The organism is Nonomuraea monospora (assembly GCF_039531895.1).
Taxonomy (GTDB): Bacteria; Actinomycetota; Actinomycetes; order Streptosporangiales; family Streptosporangiaceae; genus Nonomuraea; species Nonomuraea monospora.
Genome location: NZ_BAAAQX010000007.1, coordinates 228,737 through 253,501, shown reverse-complemented (window position 1 = coordinate 253,501; position 24,765 = coordinate 228,737). Strand labels below are relative to the sequence as shown.

Sequence of the window (24,765 nt, the reverse complement as noted above, 5' to 3'; positions counted from 1 at the left end):
TCCGCCGAAGTACGGCGGGACAGGAGGCCCACCAAAGGGGATATCTCGCGATCTTTCGGGCAGAAGGTCGGCGATGCCCACCCTCGACCTCATCCTGGCCCTCGGCGGCGCCGCCGCGCTGCTGGCCGCGATCCTCCCCGAATACCTCGCCCGCCGCGCCCTGTCCCTGCCCCTGGTCTACCTGCTGGCAGGCGTCCTCCTGTTCACCCTCCCCATCGGCTTACCGGCCCCCGACCCGATCGCCCACCGCACCGCCCTGGAACACATCACCGAGCTGTGCGTCGTCATCTCCCTCATGGGCGCGGGCCTGGCGATCAACCGCCGCACGGGCCCGCGCGGCTGGTCCACCACGTGGCGGCTGCTCGCCCTGGGCATGCCGCTCACCGTCGCGGGCGTGGCCGCCGCCGCCCTCGCCCTGCCGGGCTGGCCGATCGGCGCCGCGCTGCTGCTCGGCGCCGTCCTCGCGCCCACCGACCCGGTGCTCGCCTCGGACGTGCACGTCGGCGAGCCCGTGGACGCCCAGAACGCCGACGACGAGGTCCGTTTCGCGCTGACCTCGGAGGCGGGGCTGAACGACGGGCTGGCCTTCCCCATCGTGTACGCGGCCATCGCCGTCGCGGCGGGCACGGCGGGCTGGGCGGGGGAGTGGGTGCTGACGGACGTGCTCTACCGGACGGCCGCCGGCGCCGTCCTGGGGCTGCTGATCGGCCGCCTGCTCGGCAGGCTGTTCTTCCGCGCCCGCTCGGACGGCCTGCGCCTGTCGGAGCGCCGCGACGGTTTCGTCGCGCTGGCCTGCACGTTCCTCGCGTACGGGGTGACCGAGCTGGCCCAGGGCTACGGCTTCGTCGCGGTGTTCGTCACCGCGTGCGCCATCAGGAGCGCCGAGCACGGCCACGGCTACAACAACGTGCTGCACGGCTTCGTGGAGCAGATCGAGCGGCTGCTCACGGCCTGGCTGCTGCTCCTGCTCGGCGGCTTCGTGGCGACCGGCGGCCTGGCGGCGCTCACCTGGCGCGGCGCCGCCGTCGGCCTCCTGCTGCTGTTCGTCATCCGGCCGCTGGCCGGCTGGCTGGTGCAGTGGCGCGGACGGGCGGGGCCGAGGGAACGGCTGGCGATCTCGTTCTTCGGCATCCGGGGGATCGGGTCGCTGTTCTACCTGGCGTACGCGCTGGGGCAGGCCGACTTCGGCGTCCCGGCGGAGGAGCTGTGGGCGGTCACCGGGTTCACGGTGCTGGCCTCGGTGGTGCTGCACGGCGTCACGGCGACCCCGGTGATGGCGCACGTGGACGCCATCCGCGAGCGAATGTCCCCCCAACACTGAGCACCGGCCGCGAGCGGCCCTCGCCCCGGCCCTGAGCACCGGCCGCGATCAGTGAGCGGACGTCCTCCCGCCGCCGAGCGACAGCCCGGCCAGCGCCGCCAGCGCCGGGACGGCGACGGTCAGCAGCCCGATCATCCCCCACGGCGTCTCGAACGGCACCCGCGGCACCACGTCCCACCCGACCGTGGCAGTGGCGGGCCAGGCCAGCAACAGACCGGCCACGCAGCCGGCCACCACACCCGGCACCGTGCCGCACGCCGCCGCCAGCGCCGCCCGGCAGGCGGTGAGCAGCCGCGGGGAGCCGAGCCGCCGCAGGACCCGCGGACGACGCGACCGCGCCGTGGCCACCAGCGCGCCGCCGAGGGCGATGAGCGCGACGATCCCGGCGAGGTACCGCCAGTTGTCCGTGCTCCGGTACCCCTGCTCCAGGTACACCCCGGCGTCATCGCCCAGCCGGGCGGCGATCCGGTCCCTGTCGGCCTCGGACGCGCGATGCAGCGAGGGGTCCACGATCAGCGCCACGACGTCGAGCCGCAACCCCAGGCCCTGAACGGACTCCATGGGCACGAACACCCGCTCCAGCCCGCCGGGGACGGGCTCGGCGTGGGTCGCCTGGATGCTCCTGACCTTGGAGCCGTCGGGGCCGGTGAGTCCATGCCAGAGCTGCACGGTGTGACCCGATAGCGGCTCGGCCGCCACCACGACGGCCGTGCCCGGGTCGTGGGGCGCAGACGGATTCCCGGTGAGGTAGCGCAGCAGCGCCCGGTCGCCGATATAGGCGGTGTCATCGCTCTCCGACACGTTGAGATACCCCGACGAGCCCACCTCGTGGCCGCGGGCGAGCGGCACGCCGGGCAACTCCTGCCGGACGGCCGCCTCGGCAGCCGCCGCCTGCTCCGGACTGAAGTTGACGACGAGCGCGCCCGGCTGAGCCAGCGGCTCGTGGTTCGCCCTGTCCTGCGCGGTCTGCGCGTACGCGACGATCACCAGCGCGACGGTGACCGCCGTGGCCACCATGGTCGCCGCCACGGCGGGTGCGGTGCGCGTCCGGTCGTCCGCCAGGTGCCGGGCCGCAGGCCGCAACGGCCCCGGCAGCCGCGCGGAGCCCCGCCCGAGCACGCCGAGCAGCCATGGGACGGCGGGCCCGAGCCCGAGCAGGAACACCGACGCGCTGAAGAAGGCCGCCAGCTCGGTCATCGCCGACCCGAAGTCGTCGTACGCCCCGTCCTCGAACGTGTTCCACGCCGCGATCCCCATCCCCACGAGCCCCATGCCCGCCACGCTCGCTCCCCGCGACAGGTAACCGGCCCACACGTCGCCATGCCGCCCGCGCGGCGCGGCGAGCGCCGCGAGGACCGTGGCGCAGCACACCAGCATCACCGGCACCCCGTAGATGACCACGAAGAACAGCAGGAAGGCGATGTCCGGCACATCCGGAGAATACGCCCCTGTAATGAGTCTGAGATTGACGACGTGCGCATCGTGGGCAGGGCGCTGCGCCCGAAGGCAGTTCCTGACCCCGCACACGTCACCCCGGCGTACTTTTCGCCCGTTCCGCCGCCTCTGCCTTGCTCGCTGAAGGACGAGCCAGGAGGGGACTGATCACCATGGCGACGACACCTGCGGCGCCCGAGCGGGTCCGCCGCGCCTACCCGGCGCCGGTCAGGGACGGTGACGACGCGTTCGTACCGCTGGCGGCGCGGATCGGCGCGGTGGCGGCGCGGCACGCGGCCGAGCACGACCGGGACGCCACCTTCGTGGCCCCCGCCTACCGCGCGATGCGCGAGCACGGCTACCTGCGCCTCCCCGTGCCCGCCGAACTGGGCGGGCTGGGGGCGTCCCTGCGGCAGGTCTGCTACGCGCAAGCCGAGCTGGGCCGCCACGACGGCGCCACCGCGCTGGCCGTCTCCATGCACCTGCACAGCACACTCACTCAGGCCTTCCTGCACGAACGCGGCGCGCCGGGCGCCGGTCAGGTGCTGCGCCGGATCGCCTCAAGCGACCTGGTGATCGCCACCAGCGGCGGCTCCGACTGGCTGTGGCCGGACACGGTCGCCACCGTCCAGGACGACGGCTCGCTGCGGGTCAGCGGACGCAAGGTCTTCTGCAGCCAGGCCCCCGAGGCCGGCGCCGTCAGCACCTGCGCGGTGCTCGGCCGGCCGGGCCCCGGTGCCGAGGTGGCGCACTTCTCGGTGCCGCTGCCCTCGCCCGGCGTGCGGCTGGAGGAGACCTGGGACACGCTCGGCATGCGCGGCACCGCCAGCCACGACCTCGTCCTCGACGACGTACGCGTCCCGGCCGAGGCGATCGTGGCCCGGCGGCCGTGGGGCGAGTTCGGCGACGTGCTGACCACGGCCGAGGTGCACTTCGCGCCGGTCGTCGCCGCCACCTACCTCGGCATCGCCGCCCAGGCCCGCGACGCCGCCCTCACCCGAGCCCGCACCCGAGCCCAACCCCGCACCCTCACCCCCGCCACCACCTCCGCTGCCACCACCTCTGCTGCCACCGGCACCACCGCCTCCGCCACCACCACCACCGGCACCGGCACCTCCCCCGCCACCAGCACCGCCGCCACCAGCCCCGCCGCCACCAGCCCCGCCGCCACCAGCCCCGCCGTCGCCGCAACCGGCGCTGCGTCTCGCGCTGAGGGCGGCGGCGTGTCTGCGGCTGAGGGCGGTGCGGCGTCTCGTGCTGGGGACGGCGGCGCGTCTCAGGCTGGGAGCGCCGCGTCTCAGACCGCCGCTCCGCCGCACGGCTCCCGTCCTGCGACCGTGTCGCCCACCGCGCAGCGGGTGGCCGGGCTCATGGACGCCCGCCTCAGGACCGCCTGGTGGTCGCTCACCGGCGCGCTGGACGACCTCGGCCCCGGCTACGCCTGCACCCCCGACACACTCGCCACCGTGATGATCGCGAAGAGGGAGGCGGTCCTGGCCGCCGTGGAGGTGGTCGGCCTGGCCATGGACCTGGCGGGCGGAGGCTCGTACTTCCGCCGCTCCCCGCTCGAACGCGCCTGCCGCGACGTCCGCGCCGGGACGTTCCACCCCCTCACCCCCGAGGCGACCCTCCTGTACGCGGGCAAGCTCGCCTTCGGCGACCCGGGAGTGACCGAGTGACGATCACAGGGGCTCGTACCGGGTAGGTTGGCGCTCCATGGAGGCACGCCCGAAGCACTCTCGACCCCGACGGCTGGCCCTGCCCGCCTGTCTGCTCGCCTGCGCGGCGGCGTGCGGAACGGCTCCGGCGACCACGCCGACCAGCCCACCGGCCGATCAGCCGACCATCACGGCGACGGCGACGGCGACGGAGACGGTGACGCCGGAGAAGGAGCTCCCGGCACCCGACGAGAAGATCCCCACCACCGCCGCCAAACTGGCAGCGGCCCTGGAGGAGACCACCGAGGAGCTCAACGCGTCCATCGACGCCTGGTCCAAGGACGGCGAGCCGCCCGAGGACCTCGAACTGCTGGCCCTGCACCAGCAGCGCATCTACCGCTACGCCGCCCGCCACCCCCCACTGGCGACCAAGGCCTTCGCCCGCCTGCCCAAGGCACTGGCCGCGCAGGCCAGGGACAACACGGAGGCGATCCGCGGTCTGCTCGCCCTGGCCCACCCCATCGACCCGGACGCCGTCTTCAAGACGCAGCCCGCCCGCCCCGCAGGGGAGCTGCTCGGCTACTTCAAGAAGGCCGAGCGGAAGTTCGGGGTGGAGTGGGAGGTGCTGGCGGCGGTGATGTTCTCGGAGACGAAGTTCGGACGGGTGAAGGCCGACAGCCACGTCGGCGCCCAGGGGCCGATGCAGTTCATGCCCGCCACGTGGAAGGCGTACGGGATGGGCGGCGACGTGCGCGACCCGCGCGACGCGGTGATGGGCGCGGCCAACTACCTCAAGGCCAGCGGCGCGCCCCGCGACTACCGGCGGGCCCTGCACGCCTACAACCCGTCCCAGGCGTACGTGAACGCCATCCTGCTGCACGCCGGCCAGATCAAGCGCGACCCGCGCGCCTACTACGCCTACTACACCTGGCAGGTGTACGTGATCACCACGGCGGGGGAGCGCCGCCTGACCGGCCCTTAGGTCAGGCGTGGTCGGCGCAGCAGGGGGTGGGGTTCGGCACCTCGGCGGGGGTGATCCGGCCGCCGGCGGCGGGCATGGTGAGCAGGGTCATGAGGCCGTCCCGCCAGATGGGCCTGACGTGATTGTTGGTGAGGACCGGGACGTCGTCGGGTGGCGGGTCTGGGGAGGCGAGCAGCAGCACCTGGTCGATGGCCGAGCCGTCGCGCAGCTCGCCCGCGCTGAGGGTGCCGGTGAGCAGGTCGCGGCCGGGGAAGGTGACGACCCTCCCGCTCCGCCTGGCCTCGTGCTCGGCCGCCGCCAGCGCCGCACCCGCCGCCAGCGGCCCGCCGCGCGCCTCACCCAACGCCCAGGACAAGACCGGCGAGCCGACCGGGCCGGACTCGCCCACCGCCCGCGACAAGACCGGCGAGCCGGCCGGGTCGGACTCGGCAGGCGCCCACGACACGCCAGGGGAGGCGCCCGAGGAGGCGCTGGGCGAGGTGCTGGGCGAGGTGCCTGAGGAGGTGCTGGGTGAGGTGACCGGCAGGGGGAGCGGGCCGGGGACGGTCAGGGAGCAGGCGACGTGCGGTTCGTCGCCCGCCGTGCCCGCCGGAACGAAATGGGTGCACCCTACGGTGTCGCCCGGCAGGCCGAGCCCCCGCACCACGGTGTGGAGCAGGTGCTCGGCCTCGGCCACCGTCCGGGAGCCCGCGTCGAGACCGAGGATCATCGGCGCGGCAGCACCCAGATCGGGTTGCTGTAGAACCACAGGTCGTTCCACGGGTCGGCGTCGCCGTACACGTCGATGGCGGGCCCGTTCGGGTCGACCGCCGCCCCCAGCAGTCCGGGCGCGGCGCGCTTGCCGTCGGTGCCGCGCAGCCGCAGGTAGACGGGCCGGTCCACGGCGCCGAGCTGGTAGGTGAAGGTGACGGTGCCGCTGTTCTTGTTCACCTCGTACGACTGCACGACCTTCGTGTTCGGCGTGGTGAAGGCGTCCTTGTCGGAGACGGCGCCGGTGACGTCGCCCTGGATGACGTCCACCCGGGCCAGGGTAGGCACGAACTGCGCCCAGTTGGGCCGCCCGGCCAGGGTGATCTCGATGGCCAGCTCGACGCGGGCGCCCTGCCGTACCTGGAGGGTGCCGCCGAGCGTCACGCCCCGCTGGCCGGTGCCGGCGGCGCGGGCCCGCACCACCAGCCCGCTGATCAGGCCGCCGTGATCGACCCAGACGCGGCCGGCGCGCAGGGCGTCCATGACGGCGCGGTAGGAGAAGTCCTCGGCGCCGGCGTGCGTCCGGCTGTAGAAGCCGGGCCAGAAGTCGCCGGAGCCGAAGTTGGCCACGCCCTTGTAGATCGGGTCCTCGTAGCGGCCGTTGGCGTTGAAGTCGCTGCCCGGGCCGCGGTCGCTGGTGTCGCCGTGCACCCAGTGGGAGTCGGAGTTGGCGGTGATCCACCACGGCTTGCCCTCGGCGAGGAGGCTGTCCCACAGGCCGCCGACGGTCGCGGTCATCCAGTCGAACCCGCCGAACGTCTTGTAGCTCTCGGCCGGGTAGCCGGGGAAGGAGTCGGCGCCGGGGGTGCTGTCGTAGTAGCCGCGCCCGCCGCCGGGGCCGTTCGGCTTGGCGATGCCGGCGGCCTGGTGGCCGGGCGCGCCCTCCATGCCGATCGCGATCGACGGCTGGGCGTCGCGCCAGCCGCGGATCTCGTGCGGCGAGTCGATGCCCTTCCTGGACGGGTGGTTGGCCAGGAACAGCGCGTCGGGCACGCGCCGCTTCCTGACCGCCTCGGCCAGGAAGTTCAGCCCGGCGATGGCCAGCGCCTCGTTCTGCGGCGTGTTGGAGCTCGCGCCCTTCACCGACCCGTCGAAGGAGCTCTCGAACTCCTTGAGCGTCGCCACCTCGTTCCTGCCCGGCGCGACGAACACGGTGCCGTGCTCGGCGGCCGGGATGTTCCACTCCAGGCCCTGGAAGACGAGCGTGTCCTGGACGGCCTCGCGGGCCGCCACGATGTCCGGGTTGACCTTGTCCACGCCGATCTTGGCGTGGGTGGCGCCGCCGTGGTCGGTGATGACCATCCAGCCCAGCCCGTACGCGTTGGCGTGGCGCACGTGGTCGATGACCCGGTAGACGGCGTCGGAGCTGTACTGGGTGTGGATGTGGTGGTCGCCCGCCAGCCACTGGTAGCCGTCCCTCGGCTCCCGCCCGCGTCCCCCGTCGAAGCCCGTGGAAGCGGCGGCCTGGCCCTCGCCGCCCAGCACGCCCGCGGCGGTCAGCCCGGCGCCCAGCAGCCCGGCCCGCCGGAACATGCGGCGGCGGGAGAGCTGGCCGGGCGACAGCTCGCCGTCGGGGACCGACAGGTCCCGCGCCACGGCGGCCTCGGTGTCTCCGGGCCGCTCGTGCGAGTGGTCGTGATCGTGGTGGTGGTGCCCGTGGCCCATGGGGTGTTTCTCCGTCCCGCCGGAAAGGGTGCGCCGGCTACGGCGGGAGCGTGGCGGAAGCGGATGAATCGGACATGAACGCCAGGGGAGCGGCGCATGCCCAGCCCACGGCCAACAGGGCGGTCAAGAAGACAGGGCGCGCGCCGCGTGCACCAGGGGCACGTGGCTGAAGGCCTGCGGGAAGTTGCCGACCAGCCGCCCGTAACGCGGGTCGTACTCCTCCGCCAGCAGCCCCACGTCGTTGCGCAGCGACAGCAGCCGCTCGAACAGGTCCTCGGCCTCGTCCCTGCGCCCCTGCATCGCCATCACCTCCACCATCCAGAAGCTGCACGCCAGGAACGCGCCCTCGCCGCCCTGCAGCCCGTCCACGTCGTTGTCCTCGGCGATCGGGTAGCGCAGCACGAACCCGTCGGACATCAGCTCCTTCTCGATCGCCGCCACCGTGCCCTGCACCCGGGGGTCGTCGATCGGCAGGAAGCCGACCATGGGGATCATCAGCAGCGCCGCGTCCAGCTCCGACGAGCCGTAGGACTGGGTGAAGGTGTTGCGCTGCGCGTCGTAGCCCTTCTCGCAGATCTCCGCGTGGATGACGTCGCGCAGCGTCCGCCACTTGTCGACCGGCCCGGTGCGGCCGAAGCGCTCGACGTACTTGACGGCCCTGTCGAGCGCCGCCCAGCACATCACCTTGGAGTGCACGAAGTGCCGGCGCGGGCCGCGCACCTCCCACAGGCCCTCGTCGGGCTCGTCCCAGTGGTCCTCCACGTAGTCGAGGAGCTGCCGCTGGATGGTCCACGCCCGGTCGTCGGCGGACAGGCCGCGCGTGCGGGCGACGTACAGGGAGTTCATCACCTCGCCGTAGACGTCGAGCTGGAGCTGCTTGACGGCCTCGTTGCCGATGCGGACGGGGCGGGAGCCCTCGTAGCCGTCCAGCCAGTCGAGGCGCAGCTCGGGCAGGCGGCGCTCGCCCGCGACGCCGTACATGATCTGCAGGTCCTGCGGGCGTCCGGCGATCGCGCGCAGCAGCCAGGCCCGCCAGTCGCCGGCCTCCTCCAGGTAGCCGGAGCTGATCAGCGCGTCGAGCGTGAGCGTGGCGTCGCGCAGCCAGCAGAAGCGGTAGTCCCAGTTGCGCACGCCGCCCAGGTCCTCCGGCAGGGACGTGGTGGGCGCGGCGACGATGCCGCCGGTCGGCGCGTACGTCAGGCCCTTGAGCGTGATCAGCGACCGGACCACGGCCTCCCGGTACGGCCCCGAGTAGGTGCACCTGCCGACCCACTCGGCCCAGAACGCCTCGGTCTCGTCGAGCTGGCTCTCGCAGTGGATCTGCGGCGGCATCGGCTCGTGCGAGGGATGCCAGGTGAACACGAACGGCAGCCGCTCGCCCTCGTGGACGGTGAACGTGGCCCGGTGGGCGTAGTCGCCGCCCTTGAGCGGCACGGGGGAGTGCAGCCACACCGAGTCGGGCCCGCCGATGGCCTGGAGGTGGCCGTTGGTGCGGCGCACCCACGGCACGATGCGGCCGTAGTCGAAGCGCACCCGGAGCTGCGTGGAGACCTGGACGGACCCGGACACGCCCTCCACGATGCGGACCACGTCGGGGTTGCGGTCGCGCGGCGGCATGAAGTCGATCACACGGACGGTGCCCGTGGGGGTGTCCCACTCGCTCTCCAGGATGAGCGTGTCAGGCCGGTACCGTCGTCTGGTGGCGGGTTTCCTGCCCGTGGGGCCGAGCCACCAGTGCCCGTTGCGCTCGCTGCCGAGCAGCGCCGCGAAACAGGCCGGCGAGTCGAACCTGGGCAGGCAGAGCCAGTCGATGGAGCCGTCCCGTCCCACGAGCGCGGCGGACTGCATGTCTCCGATCAGCGCGTAATCCTCGATCCGCATGCCTAGACGCTACTGCGAGAAGAGGTGATCCCGTGGCCGGGCCGATCATGTCGCGTCATGCCCGTCCCTGGCCACGGGATCAGTCAGAGGGAACCAGCGGGTGAACACCTGCGTCAACGGCCCGATCGCCAGCGCGAACACCACCGTCCCCAGACCCACCGTGCCGCCCAGCAGCCAGCCCGCGATCAGCACCGCGACCTCGATGGACAGGCGCGCCAGCCGTACGGACATGCCCAGCCGCACCAGGCCCGTCATGATGCCGTCGCGGGGGCCGGGGCCCAGGCCGGCGCCGATGTAGAGCAGGGTGGACAGGGCGATGACGACCACGCCCATGATCAGGTAGAAAGTCTGGAACGCCAGGTGGCCGGTGTCGGGCAGCAGGAAGATCGCGGCGTCCGCGAACGGGCCGACGAGCAGCACGTTGCTGATCGTGCCGAGGCCGGGCCGCTGCCTCATCGGGATCCACAGCAGCATGACCAGCGCGCCCACCGCGAGGATGACGGTCCCGATCGACAGGCCGGTACGCAGCGCGGCGCCCTCGTGGAAGACGTTCCACGGGCCGTTGCCGAGGCCCGACTTCACCTGGAGGGCGATGCCGAGCCCGTACAGGGCCAGACCGCCGTAGAGGCGGACGAGCCGGGCGGGCAGCGAGCTCGGCAGCGGGACGGTTGATTCGCTCATGATGGCTTCAGATTGGCATCCTCCGATTTGCCAAAACAGGGCCAATCCCGAAAAGTGGCCTTATGCGGCACATGTCAGCCATGCAGGTGGCGCGGCTCGTGGACGTCGATCCGGCGGCGCGCCCGTACTACCGCGCCCTCGCCGACGGCGTCCGCACGCTGATCATGGACGGCCAGATCCCGGTCCGCGTGCGCCTGCCCGCAGAACGCCACCTCGCCGAGACCCTGAAGGTCAGCCGCACCACCGTGACCGCCGCCTACGACCTGCTGCGCGAGGGCGGCTACCTGGAGAGCCGCCAGGGCTCGGGAAGCTGGACCGCCCTGCCCGACCCGGCCGTCTCGCCCGACAATCCGTGGCTCGGCACCGACCGCGACGGCCTCATCCAGCTCCACACCGCCGCCCCGGCCGCCCCCGCCTCCCTGGTCGCCGCCATGACGGCGGCGGTCGAGGACCTGCCCAGGTACGGCATGGGCAACGGCTACGACCCCATGGGCCTGCCGTCGCTCAGGGAACGCGTCGCCGCCCGCTACACCGCCAGGGGAGTGGCCACCAGGCCGGAGCAGATCGTCGTCACCACCGGCGCCCAGCACGCCCTCCACCTCGTCATGGGCCTGCTCGCCGGCCCCGGCGACGCGGTGATCGTGGAGTCGCCGACGTACCCGCACGCCATCGACGCCGCCCGCAGGCGCGGCGCCCGCATCGTCCCCGTCGGCGTCTCCCACGACGGCTGGCGGCCCGACCTCGTCGCCGGCGCCATGCTCCAGTCGGGGGCGCGCCTGGCCTACCTCATGCCCGACTTCCAGAACCCGACGGGCGCCCTCATGGCCGACCCCGTGCGTGCCGCCGTCGTCGGCGCCGCCCGCCGCGCCGGCACGCTGCTCCTGGTGGACGAGACCTGGTCGGAGCTCGCGCTCGACGACGTGCCCGCCACCTCCCCGATGGCCGCCTTCGACACCGACAACCGCGTCATCAGCATCGGCTCAGCCTCCAAGCTGTGGTGGGGCGGGCTGCGCATCGGCTGGATCCGCGCCACCGCCGCCCTGGCCCGCCGCCTCACCACGTTCCGCTCGTCGGTGGACATCGCCAGCCCCGTGCTGGAGCAGCTCGTCGTGGCGCGGCTGTTCGACCGGCTGGAGGAGACCCGCGCCGAGCGCCGCCGCACGCTGCGCGCCTCCCGCGACGCCCTGGCCGCCGAGCTGCGCGCCCACCTGCCGGAGTGGACGTTCGAGCTGCCGCGCGGCGGCGGCGCCCTCTGGGCCCGCCTGGACGGGGCCGGCTCCACGGCGCTCGCGGAGGCCGCGCTCTCCCACGGGGTACGCCTGGCGCCCGGCCCCTGGTTCGGGCTGGAGGGCACCTTGGAGGGCTACCTGCGGCTGCCGTACACCCAGCCGCCTTGCCTGCTCGCGGACGCGGTCCTCCGTCTGCGCGCCGCCCGCGACCACGGCCCCACCGGCGCCCCGCGCCCGCCGGACCAGCTCATCGCGATGGTGTGAACGTCTTCGGGCGTCACTCGCCGACGCCCCTGACTCCGCGTCATTCGCTGACGCCCCTGGCCAGCGGCGCGCGCCACTTGTAGCGCATCGCCGCGATCCGCAGCCCGAACGCCAGCAGCGCCGCCGCCAGCGTGGCCGGCCACCCGTGCCACCCGTAGGACGACAACCCGGCCATCGCCGCCGACCCCAGCAGCGCGGGCACCGCGTAGAGCTGCCGGTCGTACAGCAGCGTGGGGATCTCCCCGGCCAGCACGTCGCGCAGCATGCCCCCGCCCACGGCGGTCGTCACCCCGAGGAGCGCCGAGTGCAGCGGGCTCAGGCCGTACGCCATGGCCTTCTCGGTGCCGACCGCGCAGAACAGGCCGAGCCCCGCCGCGTCGAGCACCAGGATGGCCGGCATGACGCGGGCCACGTGCGGATGGAAGAAGAAGACGATCACCGTGGCGGCGATGGGCACCAGCACGTACCCGAGGCTCTGGAAGGCGATCGGCCGCACGTTCAGGATGAGGTCGCGCACGACGCCGCCGCCGAGCGCGGTCATCCCGGCCAGCACCCCCATCCCGACGGCGTCGAGCCGCTTGCGCACCCCCATGAGCGCGCCGGACAGGGCGAAGACGAAGATGCCGGCAAGGTCGAGAAGTTCAGACACGATCGGAATGTCTACCGCATGGCGGGTTCGTGGTGCTCGGCCATCATCGTCCGCAGGGTCCGCGTGAACAGGAACAGCGCCAGCCCGGCCACGATCGCCATCGCCGCGAGCACCAGGTAGTACATCGGCTCGGACAGCACCCGGCCGAGCCGCCCGGTTTGCCCGCCGACCGCGTCGCCGACCGACACTGCGATGAACCAGATGCCCAGCATCTGCCCCTTGAACGCCTCGGGCGCCAGCTTCGTCGTCACCGACAGCCCGACCGGGCTGAGCGACAGCTCGCCGAACACCTGGATCAGGTAGACCAGCACCAGCCACCACACCGACACCCGCCCCGCGCCGGCCAGCCCCGCCGCCACGGCCATCACCACGAAGCTCAGCCCCACCATGACCAGCGCGAACCCGAACTTCTGCGGCGTGCTCACCCGCGTGCCGAGCTTCACCCACAGCGCCGCGAACACCGGCACGAAGATCATGATGAACAGCGGGTTGAACGACTGCGTGGTGGCCTGGTTGATGGTGAAGCCGAACAGGGACAGGTCGGTGTGGTCCTGGGCGAAGAACAGCAGCTTGCTCGGCGCCAGGTCGTAGATCATCCAGAAGATGGACGCGGCCACGAACAGCCAGATGTAGGCCTTCATCCGGATGCGTTCGTCGCCGGTCAGGTCGTGGCTGCCGAACATGATGTAGCCGAAGTACGCGACCGGCACGATCAGGATGACCAGCGTGAGCGCCACCGTGAACCGGTCGATCGTGAGCGTGCCGGTCGCCGCCCACGCGCCCAGCACGACGAGCACCAGCACCACGCCCAGCGCCGCCAGGCGGCCGAAGCGGCGGCGCTCGCGCGGCGACAGCCGCATGCCGGGGCGCTCGCCGACGCCGCGCAGGCTCCGGCCGCCCAGCACGTACTGCAGGAGGCCGAGCGCCATGCCGACCGCCGCCGCGCTGAACCCCAGGTGCCAGCGGTCGCCCTCGGCCAGCCACCCCACCACCAGCGGTGCGAAGAAGGCGCCGAGGTTGATGCCCAGGTAGAACAGCGAGAACCCGGCATCCCTGCGCCCGTCGTCGCCCTCGGGGTAGAGCCGGCCGACCATGACCGAGATGTTCGGCTTGAGCAGGCCCGTGCCGACGATGATCAGCAGCAGCCCCAGCCAGACGAACAGCCCCGTGGTCACCGGGATCGCCATGCTGATGTGCCCCAGCATGATGACGAACCCGCCCCAGAACACCGAGCGCCGCGCCCCCAGGATGCGGTCGGCGATCCAGCCGCCCGGCAGCGCCACCAGATAGATGAGCGCCCCGTAGACGCCCACCACCGCCTGCGACGTCTCCTGCGACAGCCCGAGGCCCGCGTGCGCCGGTGAGGCGGCCATGAACGTGGCCAGGATCGCCCGCAGGCCGTACCAGGAGAAGCGTTCCCACATCTCGGTGCCGAACAGGGTCGCCAGGCCCCACGGATGCCCGAAGAACGTCCTGTCACTCACGCGGCCCCCAACACTGATCGCAACACTCTGATCACTTTACGTGACGGACGGAGGTGTTTCTCCGCAAGCTCTTGCCGCTACTTGCGGCGCTGTGGTGCGATGCACAGCAATCATGCAAGTGATTACTGACTGGAGGCGGGTGCCATGGGCGAAGTCCTCGAAGTCCGGGCCGAGATCGAGCGGCAGATCGCCGGCCGTACCGTGTGCGAGCAGCTCCGGCAGGCGGCGGAAGAGCATCACGACGCACCCGCCTACTCCGACCCCGAGGGGGACGGCTGGCGCACGCTCAGCTACGGGCAGGCGCGCGAACGGGTGCTGGAGATAGCCGCCGCGTTCATCGCTCTCGGGCTCGAACCCGGCGAGGCCGTGGCCCTCATGATGGTCAACCGCAGCGAGCACGTCCTGGCCGATCTCGGCGCGGTGCACGCGGGCGGCGTCGGCTGCACGGTCTACTCGACGTTCGCGCCCGACCAGATCGCCTTCGTGGCCGACAACGTGGGCGCCAGGTACGCCGTGCTCGGCGGCCCCGCCGACCTGGCCCGCTGGGAGCCGGTGCTCGACCGGCTGGACGGCCTGCGCAAGATCATTGTGCTGGAGGGCGCGCCCGCCGGCGACCGCTTCATGTCCTGGGACGACTTCCTCACCCTCGGCCGCGAACGCCTCGCCGTCGACCCGGGCCAGGTCGAGGCGCGCTGGCGCGCCGTCACCCAGGACGACGTCGCCACCGTTCTCTACACCTCGGGCACCACCGGCACCCCCAAGGGCGTGCCGCTCACGCACACCAACATCTTCTACGAGGTCGCCGCCACCGACCGCCTCACCTCGCTGCCCATGCGCGGCACCCAGATCTCCTACCTCACCTACGCGCACATCGCCGAGCGCATCCTCAGCCTCTACCTGCCGCTGGTCAAGGTCTCCCACGTGCACTTCTGCACCGACCTGGCCAACCTGGGCGCCACGCTCGGGCAGGTCAGGCCGATGATGTTCTTCGGCGTGCCGCGCGTGTGGGAGAAGATGATGGCGCGTCTGCTCGCCGTGCTCGCCACGCAGCCCGAGGAGCAGCAGGCCGCCGTACGCGAGGCCATGGCGGCCGGCGCCGCCTACGTCGAGGCCGGCCAGTACGGCCACACGATCACCCCCGAGATCCAGGCCGCCTACGAGAAGGCGGACGCCGCGCTGCTGTCCGTCATCCGCGGCATGATCGGGTTCGACCGCGCCGAGTGGACCGCCACCGGCGCCGCGCCGCTGCCCGACGAGGTCCAGCGCTTCTACGCCGGGCTCGGGCTGAAGGTCATCGACGTGTACGGCATGACGGAGACGACCGGCGCCTTCACCGGCAACAGCCCCGCCTGCTACCGCCTGGGCACCGTCGGCAGGGCCGAGCCGGGCGTCGAGATCCGCATCGCCGACGACGGCGAACTCCTCACCCGAAGCCCCCTCAACACCTCCGGCTACCTCGACCGCCCCGAGGCCACCGCCGAGCTGATCGACGCCGACGGCTGGCTGCACACCGGCGACATCGGCACCGTGGACGACGACGGCTTCTACCGCGTCGTGGACCGCAAGAAAGAGCTGATCATCACCGCGGGCGGCGAGAACATCTCCCCGGCCGAGATCGAGAACCACCTCAAACAGCACAACCTCATCGGCCAGGCCCTCGCCTACGGCGACAACCGGCCCCACACGGTGGCCGTCCTGACGCTGGACGCCGAGGTCGCGCCGGGCTGGGCGCAGGCGCGCGGCATCACCTTCGGCTCGCTGGCCGAGCTGGCCGAGCACCCCGAGGTGCTGGCCGAGGTCGAGGCGGCCGTGCAGGTCGCCAACGCCAAGCTCGCCAGGGTGCAGCAGGTCAAGAAGTGGGCGCTGCTCGGCGTGGAGTGGACGGCCGAGACCGAGGAGCTCACCCCGAGCCTGAAGCTGAAGCGGCGGATCATCCACACCAAGTACGCCGACGTCATCGAAGGGCTCTACGGCGAGTCTGTCTGAGGCTTTTGCCATTCGGGGCGTGTGTTGTGGTCCTGTCCATTACCGGACGGTTCCTACCGTCTCGATCATGACCAGAAGTGTTCTTCTCGTCTCGCTCGCGGCGGGGTCGCTCACGGTGCCCGCACCTGCTGCCTCCGCCGCGATCGAGCCCGCCATCCGCGCCATCACCGTACGCCCCGCCGAACCCGTGGTCGGGGCGCAGGGGTCCGTCCGCCTGGTGATCGATGTGGTCGCCAAGGGGGTGGTACGTGGTAAGGACGGCGTCACCGTCAAGGTCGAGCCGGGCGCCCCGCCCGCCGGCGCCGCCCCGATCACGGGGGCCCCGCCGGCGGGGTCACCGGCCCAGCAACCGGCCCAGCCGCCCGTCCGGCCACCCGCGCACGTGCCCATCAAGCCACCCGCCAACCCACCAGCCCAGCAACCGGGCCAGCAACCGGGCCAGCAACCGGGCCAGCAACCGGGCCAGCAACCGGGCCAGCAACCGGGCCAGCAACCGGGCCGGCATCCCGGACACGCGCCTGCTCAGCCGCCCGCGCACGCGCCCAGCAAACCGGCGGCCCAGTCACCTGCACAGCCGCCCGCCCAACCGCCTGCCCAGTCACCCGCGTCACCCGCGCAGCCTCCTGCCCACGCGCCCGCCGAGCCGCCCGCCCAGGGCCCGGCGGTCCAGCCGCCCGCCCAGAGCGCGGTGATGCCGCCCGCTCAGGCCCAGGCGCCTATTCAGGGTCAGGCGCACGTCCATGCACCGGCCCAGGGACCCGTCCAAGCCCAGGCCCACGTCCAGGCGCCAGTCCAGGCCCAGACCCACGTCCAGGCGCCCGCCCTGGCACCCGCCCAGACCCCGGACGGAACGACCGTCCTCACCCCGGCCCAGGCGTCCGGCGGCGCACCCGGCATCGCCTTCGCCGCGGGCCCGCTGCCCAGCCCCGCCGCGAACACCTCCCCGCAGGGCGGCACGAACCCCGCCCTGCTGGACGAGGAGCCCGCCTGGACCGGCGGCCCGCAACCGGCCCCGCTGGCCCAGCCCGGCGCTCCGAAGGACGGCATCCCGGGCGCGGGCCGTCCCGTCCTGCCGCCCCGCCTGGTCTGGCGCCTGGCCGGGGGAGCCCACCTGCAGCCCCAGGGCGCGTCCAGGACGAGGACGGACGAGTGGCAGACCTGGCGCTTCCTCCCGGACAAGAAGCTGAACCGCTTCTACCCGGCGGGCACCTGGACGATCACCGCCACCGCCAAGGGCGTCAACGGCGCCACGATCACCCAGTACGCCTCGTTCGAGCTGAAGCGCGAGACGAAGCTGACGTCCGTCCGGGCGGAGAAGTCGGCCCGCGCGGACGGCGTGCGCCTGCGCGGCTCGCTGACCCGGGTGGACCCGCGCGGCCTCACGGACTTCGGCCCGTTCGCCAAGCAGCGCCTGGAGGTGCTGTGGCGTCCGGACGCGTCCTCCGGCTGGCAGGCGGTGGGGCAGGCCACGACGGACGGGGCGGGCGCGTTCATGGGGACGGTCCAGGGACGCACGGACGGTTACTGGCGCGTCCGCTTCCCCGGAACAGGACACTACGCACCAGATCTCTCTAAATCCCGACAAATAGCCCAATAAACGTATAAGGGTCACCCGAACCCCCCACTCCCGCTCCGTTGCCAAACCGTGATCAACTTTGTCGCAACTTTTCCTGACCTTTACGCGTCATTGGCATTTGACGTGCCCGTACGGGTGCGTCTTTTCGGACGGGGAAGGATTTCTGTTTTGAAGATGCGACGTCTAGCCGCCGGCCTGGCGGCTGCGGCCCTGGGCGCGACCCTGGTGGCCACCGCCGCCTCGCCCGCCCTCGCGGACGACCCGGGCCTCGACCCGGATGTCGCCGGCGGCCACACCAGCCTCAAGCTCGACGTGAACCCCGAGCCCGCCTGGCGCGGCAAGCCCCTCACCGTGGAGGGCAAGCTCTCCGTGGAGTGCGACGAGGACTACATCAGCGGCTTCGTCTCGGTGCACCACGCCGACACCTGCAAGAAGTCCGAGCGCTGGCACCGCCTGGCGCACAAGCGGGTCGTGATCCTCTTCCAGCCGGACGGCAGCGGCCGCTGGGAGCACGTGGAGACCGTCCGCACCAGCGGCAAGGGTTACTTCGGCCTGCGGGTGCCCGCCCGTGAGTCGGGCACGTGGCGCGCGGTCTTCGAGGGCAGCAGGTACCTCGCGCCCTCGGAGGGCAAGGACTGGGTGAAGGTCATCGGCCGTCACTGACGCTCCGGAACCTCGAACGCCCGGCCACCACGGCCGGGCGTTCGCCGTTTCCGAAGAGGTCTCAGTAGGACACGGCCACCTGCACCCGGTGATGCGCGGGCGTCTCGGCCTCGTCCACCAGCGCCACCGCCAGATCCGCGTACGAGAACGCCGGATCCCCCTCCCGCGCCTCCGGCACCCGGCCGTCCCCGAACCGGTACCGGCCGGTCCTGGCCGCCTCGGCGTCCAGGAACACCGGCGGCGGCGCGATCACCACCCAGTCCAGCGCCGACCCCGCCAGCAGCTCCAGCTCGGCGGCATGCCCCAGTGAGAACGCCCGCGCGTCCTCGGGGAAGCCCGGGGTGTCGATGAGCCGCACGCCGGGCGAGACCTCCAGCAGGCTCCCGATGCCCAGCGCCACCAGCCGGGACACCCCGGCCCGCGCCAGCCCCTCCACCAGCGCCCGCGTGGCGGCGGTGTAGAACTCCCGCGACCCCATGTCCAGCCGCGCCGCCACCTGCACCGCCACGTCGTGCCCCGCGGCCAGCGCGGCCACGCTGCCGCTGTCGGTGACGTCCCCGGCGGCCACCTTCACCCGCGCGCCGCCCAGCTCCGGATGCCTGCCCGGGTCCCGCACCACGGCCGTCACCTCGTGCCCGCGCCCGGCCGCCTCCGCGACCACCCTCACCCCGGCCCGCCCACCGGCTCCGAACACCACGATCCCGCTCATCCGTGCCTCCGTCACACCGCCGGCGGCCGGTCCTTCCGGCCGCCCCCGCAGACGGTAGGGGGCGGGACATCGCTTTCCGCAACGATAGTTACCTACGATGACGGGATGGCCGAGCCACTCGATCCGGACATGTTCACCGGCTGCCCGCCGGTCGCCGCGCCGATCCGCATCGGCGACAAATGGACCGCCAAGATCATCCGCTGCCTGGAGCTCGGGCCGCGCCGCTTCACCGAGCTCCAGACGCCGCTGCGTGGCATCACCCCGAAGGTGCTCACCGAGTCGCTGCGCGCCATGGAGCGCGACGGGCTGCTCACCCGCACCCCGTACGACGAGATCCCGCCGCGCGTCGTGTACGAGCTCACCGACCTCGGCCGCAGCCTGCTCGAACCGATGAACGCCGGCTGCGAATGGTCCCGCAGGCACCTGCCGGAGCTGCTGCGCGCCCGCGACGCCTGGTACACGGCATCGTGACCCGCACGCCCGCCCTCCCGGAATCGATCTAGGGAAGAATGTGTTGTCGTGCCGTGAAGTGTCGGATTTTGAGGGCGGGCAGGCACCCGTCGTAGTCTGGCCCTCTGGCGAACGAACAGGAGGTGACGCCCCATGTTGCGAGACTCGTTCGGACGGGTGGCGACGGATCTGCGGGTGTCCCTCACGGACAAGTGCAATCTGCGCTGCACGTACTGCATGCCGCCCGAAGGTCTCGACTGGCTGCCGAGCGCCAAGCTCCTGACGGCCGACGAGATCGTCCGCCTGGTCACGATCGGCGTCGAACGCCTCGGCATCACCGAGGTCCGCTACACCGGCGGCGAGCCCCTGCTGCGCCGCGAGCTGGTCGACATCGTCGCCCGCACCACCACCCTGACCCCCAGGCCCCAGGTCTCCCTCACCACCAACGGCATCGGCCTGGCCCGCCTCGCGGGCCCGCTCGCCGCCGCCGGCCTCGACCGGGTGAACGTCTCCCTCGACACCCTCGACGCCGCCACGTTCAAGCGGCTCGCGCACCGCGACAGGCACGCCGACGTCATCGCCGGCCTCGCCGCCGCCGACGCGGCCGGCCTGCGGCCCGTCAAGGTCAACGCCGTGCTGATGCGCGGCGTCAACGACCACGAAGCCGTCCCGCTGCTGCGCTGGTGCCTCGACCAGGGGTACGAGCTGCGCTTCATCGAGCAGATGCCCCTCGACGCCCAGCACGGCTGGAGCCGCGAGGACATGGTCACCGCCGACGAGATCCTCAAGCTCCTGTCCGCGTCCTTCGACCTGACCCCCGACGACCTGGAGGAACGCGGCAGCGCCCCGGCCGAACGCTTCCTCGTGGACGGCGGGCCCGCCAGGGTGGGCGTGATCGGCTCGGTGACGCGGCCGTTCTGCGGGGCCTGCGACCGGGTACGGCTCACCGCCGACGGGCAGGTGCGCAACTGCCTGTTCGCCACCGAGGAGTCCGACCTGAAGACGGCCCTGCGGGACGGGGCGTCCGATGAGGAGCTGGCCGAGCGGTGGATGGTGGCTGTTTCCCGGAAGCGGGCGGGGCACGGCATCGACGACCCGTCGTTCCTCCAGCCCTCCCGCCCCATGTCCGCCATCGGCGGCTAACCACCTCCCACCCCCCGCGACCCCGACCTCTCACGACCGCCCCCCTACCGGCCCGACCGCCCCACGACCGGCCCTTCCACCCTATGACCGGCGCGCCCCGCCCCACGAGCGGCCCGCCCGACCTGCGACCGACCCGACCCGCTCCCCAACCGGCGCGATTGCCCCGCGACCGGCCCCACCCTTCCCGCCGATCGGCCCCAACTCACCTTGGCCGGTCTTGTTGCACTCCCGCCCCGCCCCTGACACGCCCGCGCCCGCCGCGCCCAGCCCACCGAGACATGCCTGCGCCACAATGGACCACCAGGAGGAGGCTCACATGCACGTGCTCAACGAATGGACCGCCCTGGCCTGCAAGGAACTGGGCATCGACCCGGCCACCGTGGACCGCGACCTCATTCTCGACCTCACCAAGGAGGTGGCCCACGGCGTCGCCAGGCCGGCCGCGCCGCTGACGGCGTACCTGCTGGGCCTGGCTCAGGGGGCGGGCACCGCGCCCGAGGACGCCGTCGCCAGACTGACCACATTGGCGAAGAACTGGAGCCAAGCGACCACTGAGACGCTGACAGACGGCTGACACTCGAACGAACTCTTGAAGTCAAGCTCGCCCCGCCTGAAGATTTCCTGTGAATAACGAGGCGGGGGCGAGTGTAAACGATTTCGGGAAAGCCGCCCTATCCAACAGCGGGCACGGCACACACTGATCGAATCATGGCCGGGAAAAGGGCGACGCCGGGTGGTTACGGGGGCAAACCACCCGGCGTCGCTTCATCGGCGTTCCGACGGGGGCCCGGAACGCCGGCACCAGCACTCCGACGGGGGACCGGAGCGCTTGGCTAAAGCGTACACCTACAACCCGTGGGATGCGTCAAGACTTAGTCACGACCCGATCTCGCGTCGATGCAGCGGTATCTCGGTTTGGTTAGCCTCAGGGGACTGAAAGGTAGGGGGAGGGGCGTCGTTGCTCCTCTCATTGGCCCCGATTACCGCTATGTATGGCAAAAAGACGGCCGCCGCGATGAACAGCAGCCGGTACGGCCACGGCACCGGCACCACGACCGCCAGGATCAGGCAGATCGTGCGAATCCCCATCTTGATGAGGTAGCTGACCTCACGCTTACGGATGTCCGCGGTCAGTGACGGTCTCGCGTCTGTGACCTGGTGGACGGCTGGTTTCCTGCGCCACCCCTTCATGACTTCCACGGTAGCCCCAGGAGGGCGCGGTGGCGACGGCAGCCCGGTGCGGACGCGGGGGTCATGCGATCATGGCCTTCGAGTAAGGAGGATGTGGAGATGACGGATCGCACGTACCGGGTCACGGAGATCGTCGGCACCTCGGGGGAGAGCGTCGACCAGGCCATCCGCAACGGCATCAGGAGGGCCTCTGAGACACTGCGGCACCTCGACTGGTTCGAGGTGACGGAGATCCGCGGGCACATCGACGCGGGGGAGATCGCGCACTACCAGGTCGGCATGAAGGTGGGCTTCCGGCTCGAGGACTCCTGACGCCGCCGGGCGGGGCGCTGGCCGGTCTTGCCGGGGATCCACTTCCCCACACCCGCCATCCGCCCCGCCGCCGGGCGCGGGAGGTCGTGAGGCGCGCGTGTGGCGCGGCAGGGTAGCGGTCGCCGGGTGTGGGCGGGCGCTGAGGTGCGGCAGGGCGCAGTCGCCGGGCGCGGGACGGCGTAGGGCGCGGAGGTGAGGCGCCGCCGGGTGTGGGCGGGCGCTCAGGTGCGATGGGGTGCGGCTGCTGGCCGCGGAAGGTGTGAGGCGCGAGCGTGAGCGCGGCAGGGGAGCGGTCGCCGGGCGGGAGCGGGCGCTGAGGTGCGGCAGAGTGCAGCCGTCGGGCGTGGGACGGCGCGGGGCCGGAGTGCGAGCTGCGGAGGGGCGCGGCCTACGGGCCCAAGAGGGCGACGGGACCGGGGTGCGTCCTGGAGGCCCCTCCCGCGCCTGGAGGCGGGGAGGCCCCCTCCCGCGCCTGGGGGCGGCTTCTCGCGCTGGGAAGCCCGCCCAGCGACCCCTGCGCGCCGTCCCCCGCAAATGGCCGTACGAACCCCCGCCCCCGGGCCGTTCCGACCGGCTAGATTGGGCGTGACCCACGGGGAGCGCACCATGGCCATTCCTCCCGCCGCCCGCGAAGCGGCACCCGGACGAGGCGAGTTCCGCATCCTCCTGGTCTGCACGGCCAACATCTGCCGCTCCGCCATGGCGCAGGTGATCGCTCAGGCGATGGTGCACTCCGCGCCCCTGCCGGTGGTGACGGCGAGCGCCGGAGTGCGGGCGATGGTCGGATACCCCATGGCGCCGCACGCGATCACGGCTCTCGACAGGCTGGGTCTGAACGGCAGGGCACATCGCGCCAGACCCCTGGACCCCGGTCTGATCGGCGCGTCCGACCTGCTGCTCACCATGGAGGCCGCGCACCGCTCCGTAGCCGTGGGGCTGGATCCGGGGGCGGCGGGCAAGACGTTCACGCTGCCCGAGTTCGCCGAGCTGGCGGTGGGGGCGGGGCATCGGCGTTACCGCTCGGACACGGTGGAGCGCGCCAGGGCGATCGTGCAGTCGGCCGCCGAGCGCCGCGCCGCCGTACAGCCGCTGGAGGTGTACGACCCGTACGGCGGCCCGCCGCAGGGCTACGAGACCTGTGCCAAGACGCTGGGCCAGTCACTCAGCCACGCCCTGGCCGCCCTCCTCGGCCCCCGCTGAACGCCGCCCTCGCTGAACGCCCTCCTGAGCGCCTCCGCCGAAGGCCAGCCCCAGCGAAGGACAGCCCCAGCGCACGCCAGCCCGCCGAACGCCCACGCGCCCCGCCAAGCCCCTCACACGGCAGACGGGCCCGCCCGCACAGCGCGGACGAACCCGTCAAAAAGGGGCCGAGAGGGTCAGCTCGCCTGGCTGACCGTGGACATGTTGAAGTCCGGCACCCGCACCGCCGGCATCACCGTCCGCTGGAAGTAGTCGTTCCACTCACGAGGCAACGTCTGCCCGCTCCCCCCGACCTCCGAGATCCGCCCCAGCAGATCCACAGGGCTCTCGTTGAACCGGAAGTTGTTGACCTCCCCCACGACCTCCCCATGCTCCACCAGGTACACCCCGTCCCGGGTCAACCCGGTGAGCAGCAGCGTCTGCGGATCCACCTCGCGGATGTACCACAGGCAGGTGACCAGCAGCCCCCGCCGCGTGGCCGCGATCATCTCCTCCAGCGACGGCCCGCCGGCGGGCCCGGTCATGATGAGGTTGTCGATGGCGGGCGTCACGGGCAGGCCGCTCAGCTCGGCCGAGTAGCGGGTCTGCAGGAGCGCCTCCAGCCGCCCGTCCTTGACCCAGTCGGTACGCCCCAGCGGCAGCCCGTTGTCGAACACCGAGCTCTCCCTGCTGGAGGCGTGGGCCGTCACGAACGGCGCGCACGCGATGCCCGCCGCCCCCGGGTCGCTCGACAGCGTGATGGGCAGGGTGGCGAGCTGTTCGCCGACGCGGGTGCCCCCGCCGGGCTTGGCGAAGACGGAGCGCCCGTCGAGCGCGTCGCGCGCCGCCGACGACCAGAACATGTAGATCATCAGGTCGGCCACGGCGCTCGGCGGCAGCAGCGTCTCGTAGCGGCCCGCGGGCAGGTCGACGCGGGTCTTGGCCCACTCCAGCCGCTGCGCCAGCGAGGAGCCGAGGGCGGAGACGTCCACGTCGGTGAAGTCCTGCGTGGACACGCCCGTCCACGCGGAGCGCTTCAGGTCGCCCGACTTGGCGTTCAGCTCCAGCCGCCCGGTGGGCTGGTCGTGGCGCAGCCGCACGCCCGTGGACGTGCCGAGGAACGTCGAGGTGAGCTTGTGCTCGGCGAACCCGTACAGCTTCCTGCCGCCCGCCTCGGCCGCCGCGAACGCCTCGCCGAGCGCGGGCGCGAACCCCTCGAACACGCCGATGTCGGTGGGCCGCACCGCCTCGCCCCAGTGCGGCGAGGCGGGGCCGGCCTCGACGAGCGGGCGGGCGTCCTCGGCGGGCTGCGCGTCACGCGCCGCCGCGTCGGCCGCCGCGACCACGTCGGCGAGCTGGTCGTCGCGGACGGCCGCCCGCGACACCACGCCCACGCCCTGCCCCGCGATCGAGATCACGGTCAGCCGGGCGGAGCGGGCGACGCCGTTCGTGGTCAGCGTGTTGCCCGCGAACCGCAGGTTCGCCGTGGAGCCCTCGTCGACGAGCACCACGCAGCCGTCGTTGCGGGAGAGCCCCAGAGCCCTCTCCACCATCTCCT

General features: G+C 72.5%; 22 protein-coding genes. 12 read left to right on the top strand and 10 right to left on the bottom strand.

The features are described from left to right. Nucleotides 1–73 precede the first annotated feature (73 nt). Nucleotides 74–1,321, top strand: a complete 1,248-nt coding sequence (locus ABD331_RS16460; protein ID WP_344475438.1) for a cation:proton antiporter — start codon at nucleotides 74–76, stop codon at nucleotides 1,319–1,321. Nucleotides 1,322–1,369: 48 nt separating this feature from the next. Here ABD331_RS16460 and ABD331_RS16455 read toward each other — a convergent pair whose 3' ends face one another. Then, nucleotides 1,370–2,752 carry a hypothetical protein gene (locus tag ABD331_RS16455; RefSeq protein WP_344475436.1) on the bottom strand — a complete coding sequence of 461 codons (1,383 nt, stop codon included), beginning with the start codon at nucleotides 2,750–2,752 and terminating at the stop codon, nucleotides 1,370–1,372. 176 nt (nucleotides 2,753–2,928) lie between these two features. Between ABD331_RS16455 and ABD331_RS16450 the strand changes: the two genes are divergently transcribed. Beyond that, nucleotides 2,929–4,434 (top strand): acyl-CoA dehydrogenase family protein, encoded by a 1,506-nt coding sequence (locus tag ABD331_RS16450; RefSeq protein WP_344475434.1) that lies wholly within the window; start codon nucleotides 2,929–2,931, stop codon nucleotides 4,432–4,434. A gap of 37 nt (nucleotides 4,435–4,471) precedes the next feature. After that, a complete protein-coding gene (locus tag ABD331_RS16445; protein ID WP_344475432.1) occupies nucleotides 4,472–5,395 on the top strand; it encodes a lytic transglycosylase domain-containing protein in 924 nt (307 codons plus the stop codon). A gap of 1 nt (nucleotide 5,396) precedes the next feature. Here the strand turns inward: ABD331_RS16445 and ABD331_RS16440 are convergent, their stop codons facing one another. From ABD331_RS16440 to yczE, 4 genes are all read right to left on the bottom strand, one after another. Continuing rightward, the gene (locus ABD331_RS16440; RefSeq protein WP_344475430.1) at nucleotides 5,397–6,104 is read right to left on the bottom strand and encodes a hypothetical protein; all 708 of its coding nucleotides are present in this window, start codon (nucleotides 6,102–6,104) and stop codon (nucleotides 5,397–5,399) included. Further along, nucleotides 6,101–7,810: a PHP domain-containing protein gene (locus ABD331_RS16435; RefSeq protein ID WP_344475428.1), complete on the bottom strand. Its 1,710-nt coding sequence runs from the start codon at nucleotides 7,808–7,810 to the stop codon at nucleotides 6,101–6,103. The genes ABD331_RS16440 and ABD331_RS16435 overlap by 4 nt, the downstream gene beginning before the upstream one ends. 123 nt (nucleotides 7,811–7,933) lie before the next feature. Beyond that, nucleotides 7,934–9,691, bottom strand: a complete 1,758-nt coding sequence (locus tag ABD331_RS16430) for a glycoside hydrolase family 15 protein (RefSeq protein ID WP_344475426.1) — start codon at nucleotides 9,689–9,691, stop codon at nucleotides 7,934–7,936. A gap of 45 nt (nucleotides 9,692–9,736) precedes the next feature. Next, entirely contained in the window at nucleotides 9,737–10,372 is a 636-nt protein-coding gene (yczE, locus tag ABD331_RS16425) for a membrane protein YczE (RefSeq protein WP_344475424.1), read from the bottom strand. A 62-nt stretch (nucleotides 10,373–10,434) separates the two neighbouring features. On the opposite strand from yczE, the gene yczR reads away from it, so the two are divergent. Then, nucleotides 10,435–11,865, top strand: a complete 1,431-nt coding sequence (gene yczR / locus ABD331_RS16420; RefSeq protein WP_344475422.1) for a MocR-like transcription factor YczR — start codon at nucleotides 10,435–10,437, stop codon at nucleotides 11,863–11,865. A gap of 40 nt (nucleotides 11,866–11,905) precedes the next feature. On the opposite strand, the gene ABD331_RS16415 is transcribed toward yczR, so the two are convergent. Both ABD331_RS16415 and ABD331_RS16410 read right to left on the bottom strand, forming a co-directional pair. Beyond that, complete coding sequence (locus ABD331_RS16415; RefSeq protein ID WP_344475420.1) at nucleotides 11,906–12,514, bottom strand: trimeric intracellular cation channel family protein; 609 nt, start codon at nucleotides 12,512–12,514, stop codon at nucleotides 11,906–11,908. Between the two features lie 11 nt (nucleotides 12,515–12,525). After that, the gene (locus ABD331_RS16410; protein WP_344475418.1) at nucleotides 12,526–13,998 is read right to left on the bottom strand and encodes a peptide MFS transporter; all 1,473 of its coding nucleotides are present in this window, start codon (nucleotides 13,996–13,998) and stop codon (nucleotides 12,526–12,528) included. A 144-nt stretch (nucleotides 13,999–14,142) separates the two neighbouring features. Between ABD331_RS16410 and ABD331_RS16405 the strand changes: the two genes are divergently transcribed. From ABD331_RS16405 to ABD331_RS16395, 3 genes are all read left to right on the top strand, one after another. After that, the gene (locus tag ABD331_RS16405) at nucleotides 14,143–15,984 is read left to right on the top strand and encodes an AMP-dependent synthetase/ligase (protein ID WP_344475416.1); all 1,842 of its coding nucleotides are present in this window, start codon (nucleotides 14,143–14,145) and stop codon (nucleotides 15,982–15,984) included. Between the two features lie 67 nt (nucleotides 15,985–16,051). Next, nucleotides 16,052–17,581 carry a hypothetical protein gene (locus ABD331_RS16400; RefSeq protein ID WP_344475413.1) on the top strand — a complete coding sequence of 510 codons (1,530 nt, stop codon included), beginning with the start codon at nucleotides 16,052–16,054 and terminating at the stop codon, nucleotides 17,579–17,581. A gap of 153 nt (nucleotides 17,582–17,734) precedes the next feature. Beyond that, nucleotides 17,735–18,223 carry a hypothetical protein gene (locus tag ABD331_RS16395; RefSeq protein ID WP_148432885.1) on the top strand — a complete coding sequence of 163 codons (489 nt, stop codon included), beginning with the start codon at nucleotides 17,735–17,737 and terminating at the stop codon, nucleotides 18,221–18,223. Nucleotides 18,224–18,284: 61 nt separating this feature from the next. Here ABD331_RS16395 and ABD331_RS16390 read toward each other — a convergent pair whose 3' ends face one another. Then, nucleotides 18,285–18,932 (bottom strand): NAD(P)-dependent oxidoreductase, encoded by a 648-nt coding sequence (locus ABD331_RS16390; RefSeq protein WP_344475411.1) that lies wholly within the window; start codon nucleotides 18,930–18,932, stop codon nucleotides 18,285–18,287. Between the two features lie 105 nt (nucleotides 18,933–19,037). Here ABD331_RS16390 and ABD331_RS16385 point away from each other — a divergent pair, with 105 nt between their 5' ends. The 3 genes from ABD331_RS16385 (at nucleotide 19,038) to ABD331_RS16375 (ending at nucleotide 21,099) form a co-directional block, all read left to right on the top strand. Beyond that, nucleotides 19,038–19,403, top strand: coding sequence for a winged helix-turn-helix transcriptional regulator (locus tag ABD331_RS16385; RefSeq protein WP_344475409.1), 366 nt, complete (start codon nucleotides 19,038–19,040; stop codon nucleotides 19,401–19,403). Between the two features lie 132 nt (nucleotides 19,404–19,535). Continuing rightward, the gene (gene moaA / locus ABD331_RS16380; RefSeq protein WP_344475407.1) at nucleotides 19,536–20,525 is read left to right on the top strand and encodes a GTP 3',8-cyclase MoaA; all 990 of its coding nucleotides are present in this window, start codon (nucleotides 19,536–19,538) and stop codon (nucleotides 20,523–20,525) included. Between the two features lie 316 nt (nucleotides 20,526–20,841). Beyond that, complete coding sequence (locus ABD331_RS16375) at nucleotides 20,842–21,099, top strand: DUF6457 domain-containing protein (protein WP_344475405.1); 258 nt, start codon at nucleotides 20,842–20,844, stop codon at nucleotides 21,097–21,099. 302 nt (nucleotides 21,100–21,401) lie between these two features. On the opposite strand, the gene ABD331_RS16370 is transcribed toward ABD331_RS16375, so the two are convergent. Next, the gene (locus tag ABD331_RS16370) at nucleotides 21,402–21,716 is read right to left on the bottom strand and encodes a DUF3099 domain-containing protein (RefSeq protein WP_148432882.1); all 315 of its coding nucleotides are present in this window, start codon (nucleotides 21,714–21,716) and stop codon (nucleotides 21,402–21,404) included. Between the two features lie 99 nt (nucleotides 21,717–21,815). On the opposite strand from ABD331_RS16370, the gene ABD331_RS16365 reads away from it, so the two are divergent. Both ABD331_RS16365 and ABD331_RS16360 read left to right on the top strand, forming a co-directional pair. Further along, nucleotides 21,816–22,028: a dodecin gene (locus ABD331_RS16365; protein ID WP_148432881.1), complete on the top strand. Its 213-nt coding sequence runs from the start codon at nucleotides 21,816–21,818 to the stop codon at nucleotides 22,026–22,028. Between the two features lie 606 nt (nucleotides 22,029–22,634). After that, nucleotides 22,635–23,228 (top strand): arsenate reductase/protein-tyrosine-phosphatase family protein, encoded by a 594-nt coding sequence (locus ABD331_RS16360; protein ID WP_344475403.1) that lies wholly within the window; start codon nucleotides 22,635–22,637, stop codon nucleotides 23,226–23,228. Nucleotides 23,229–23,404: 176 nt separating this feature from the next. Here ABD331_RS16360 and ABD331_RS16355 read toward each other — a convergent pair whose 3' ends face one another. Continuing rightward, the gene (locus ABD331_RS16355; RefSeq protein ID WP_344475757.1) at nucleotides 23,405–24,760 is read right to left on the bottom strand and encodes a metallopeptidase TldD-related protein; all 1,356 of its coding nucleotides are present in this window, start codon (nucleotides 24,758–24,760) and stop codon (nucleotides 23,405–23,407) included. Between the last annotated feature and the right edge of the window lie 5 nt (nucleotides 24,761–24,765).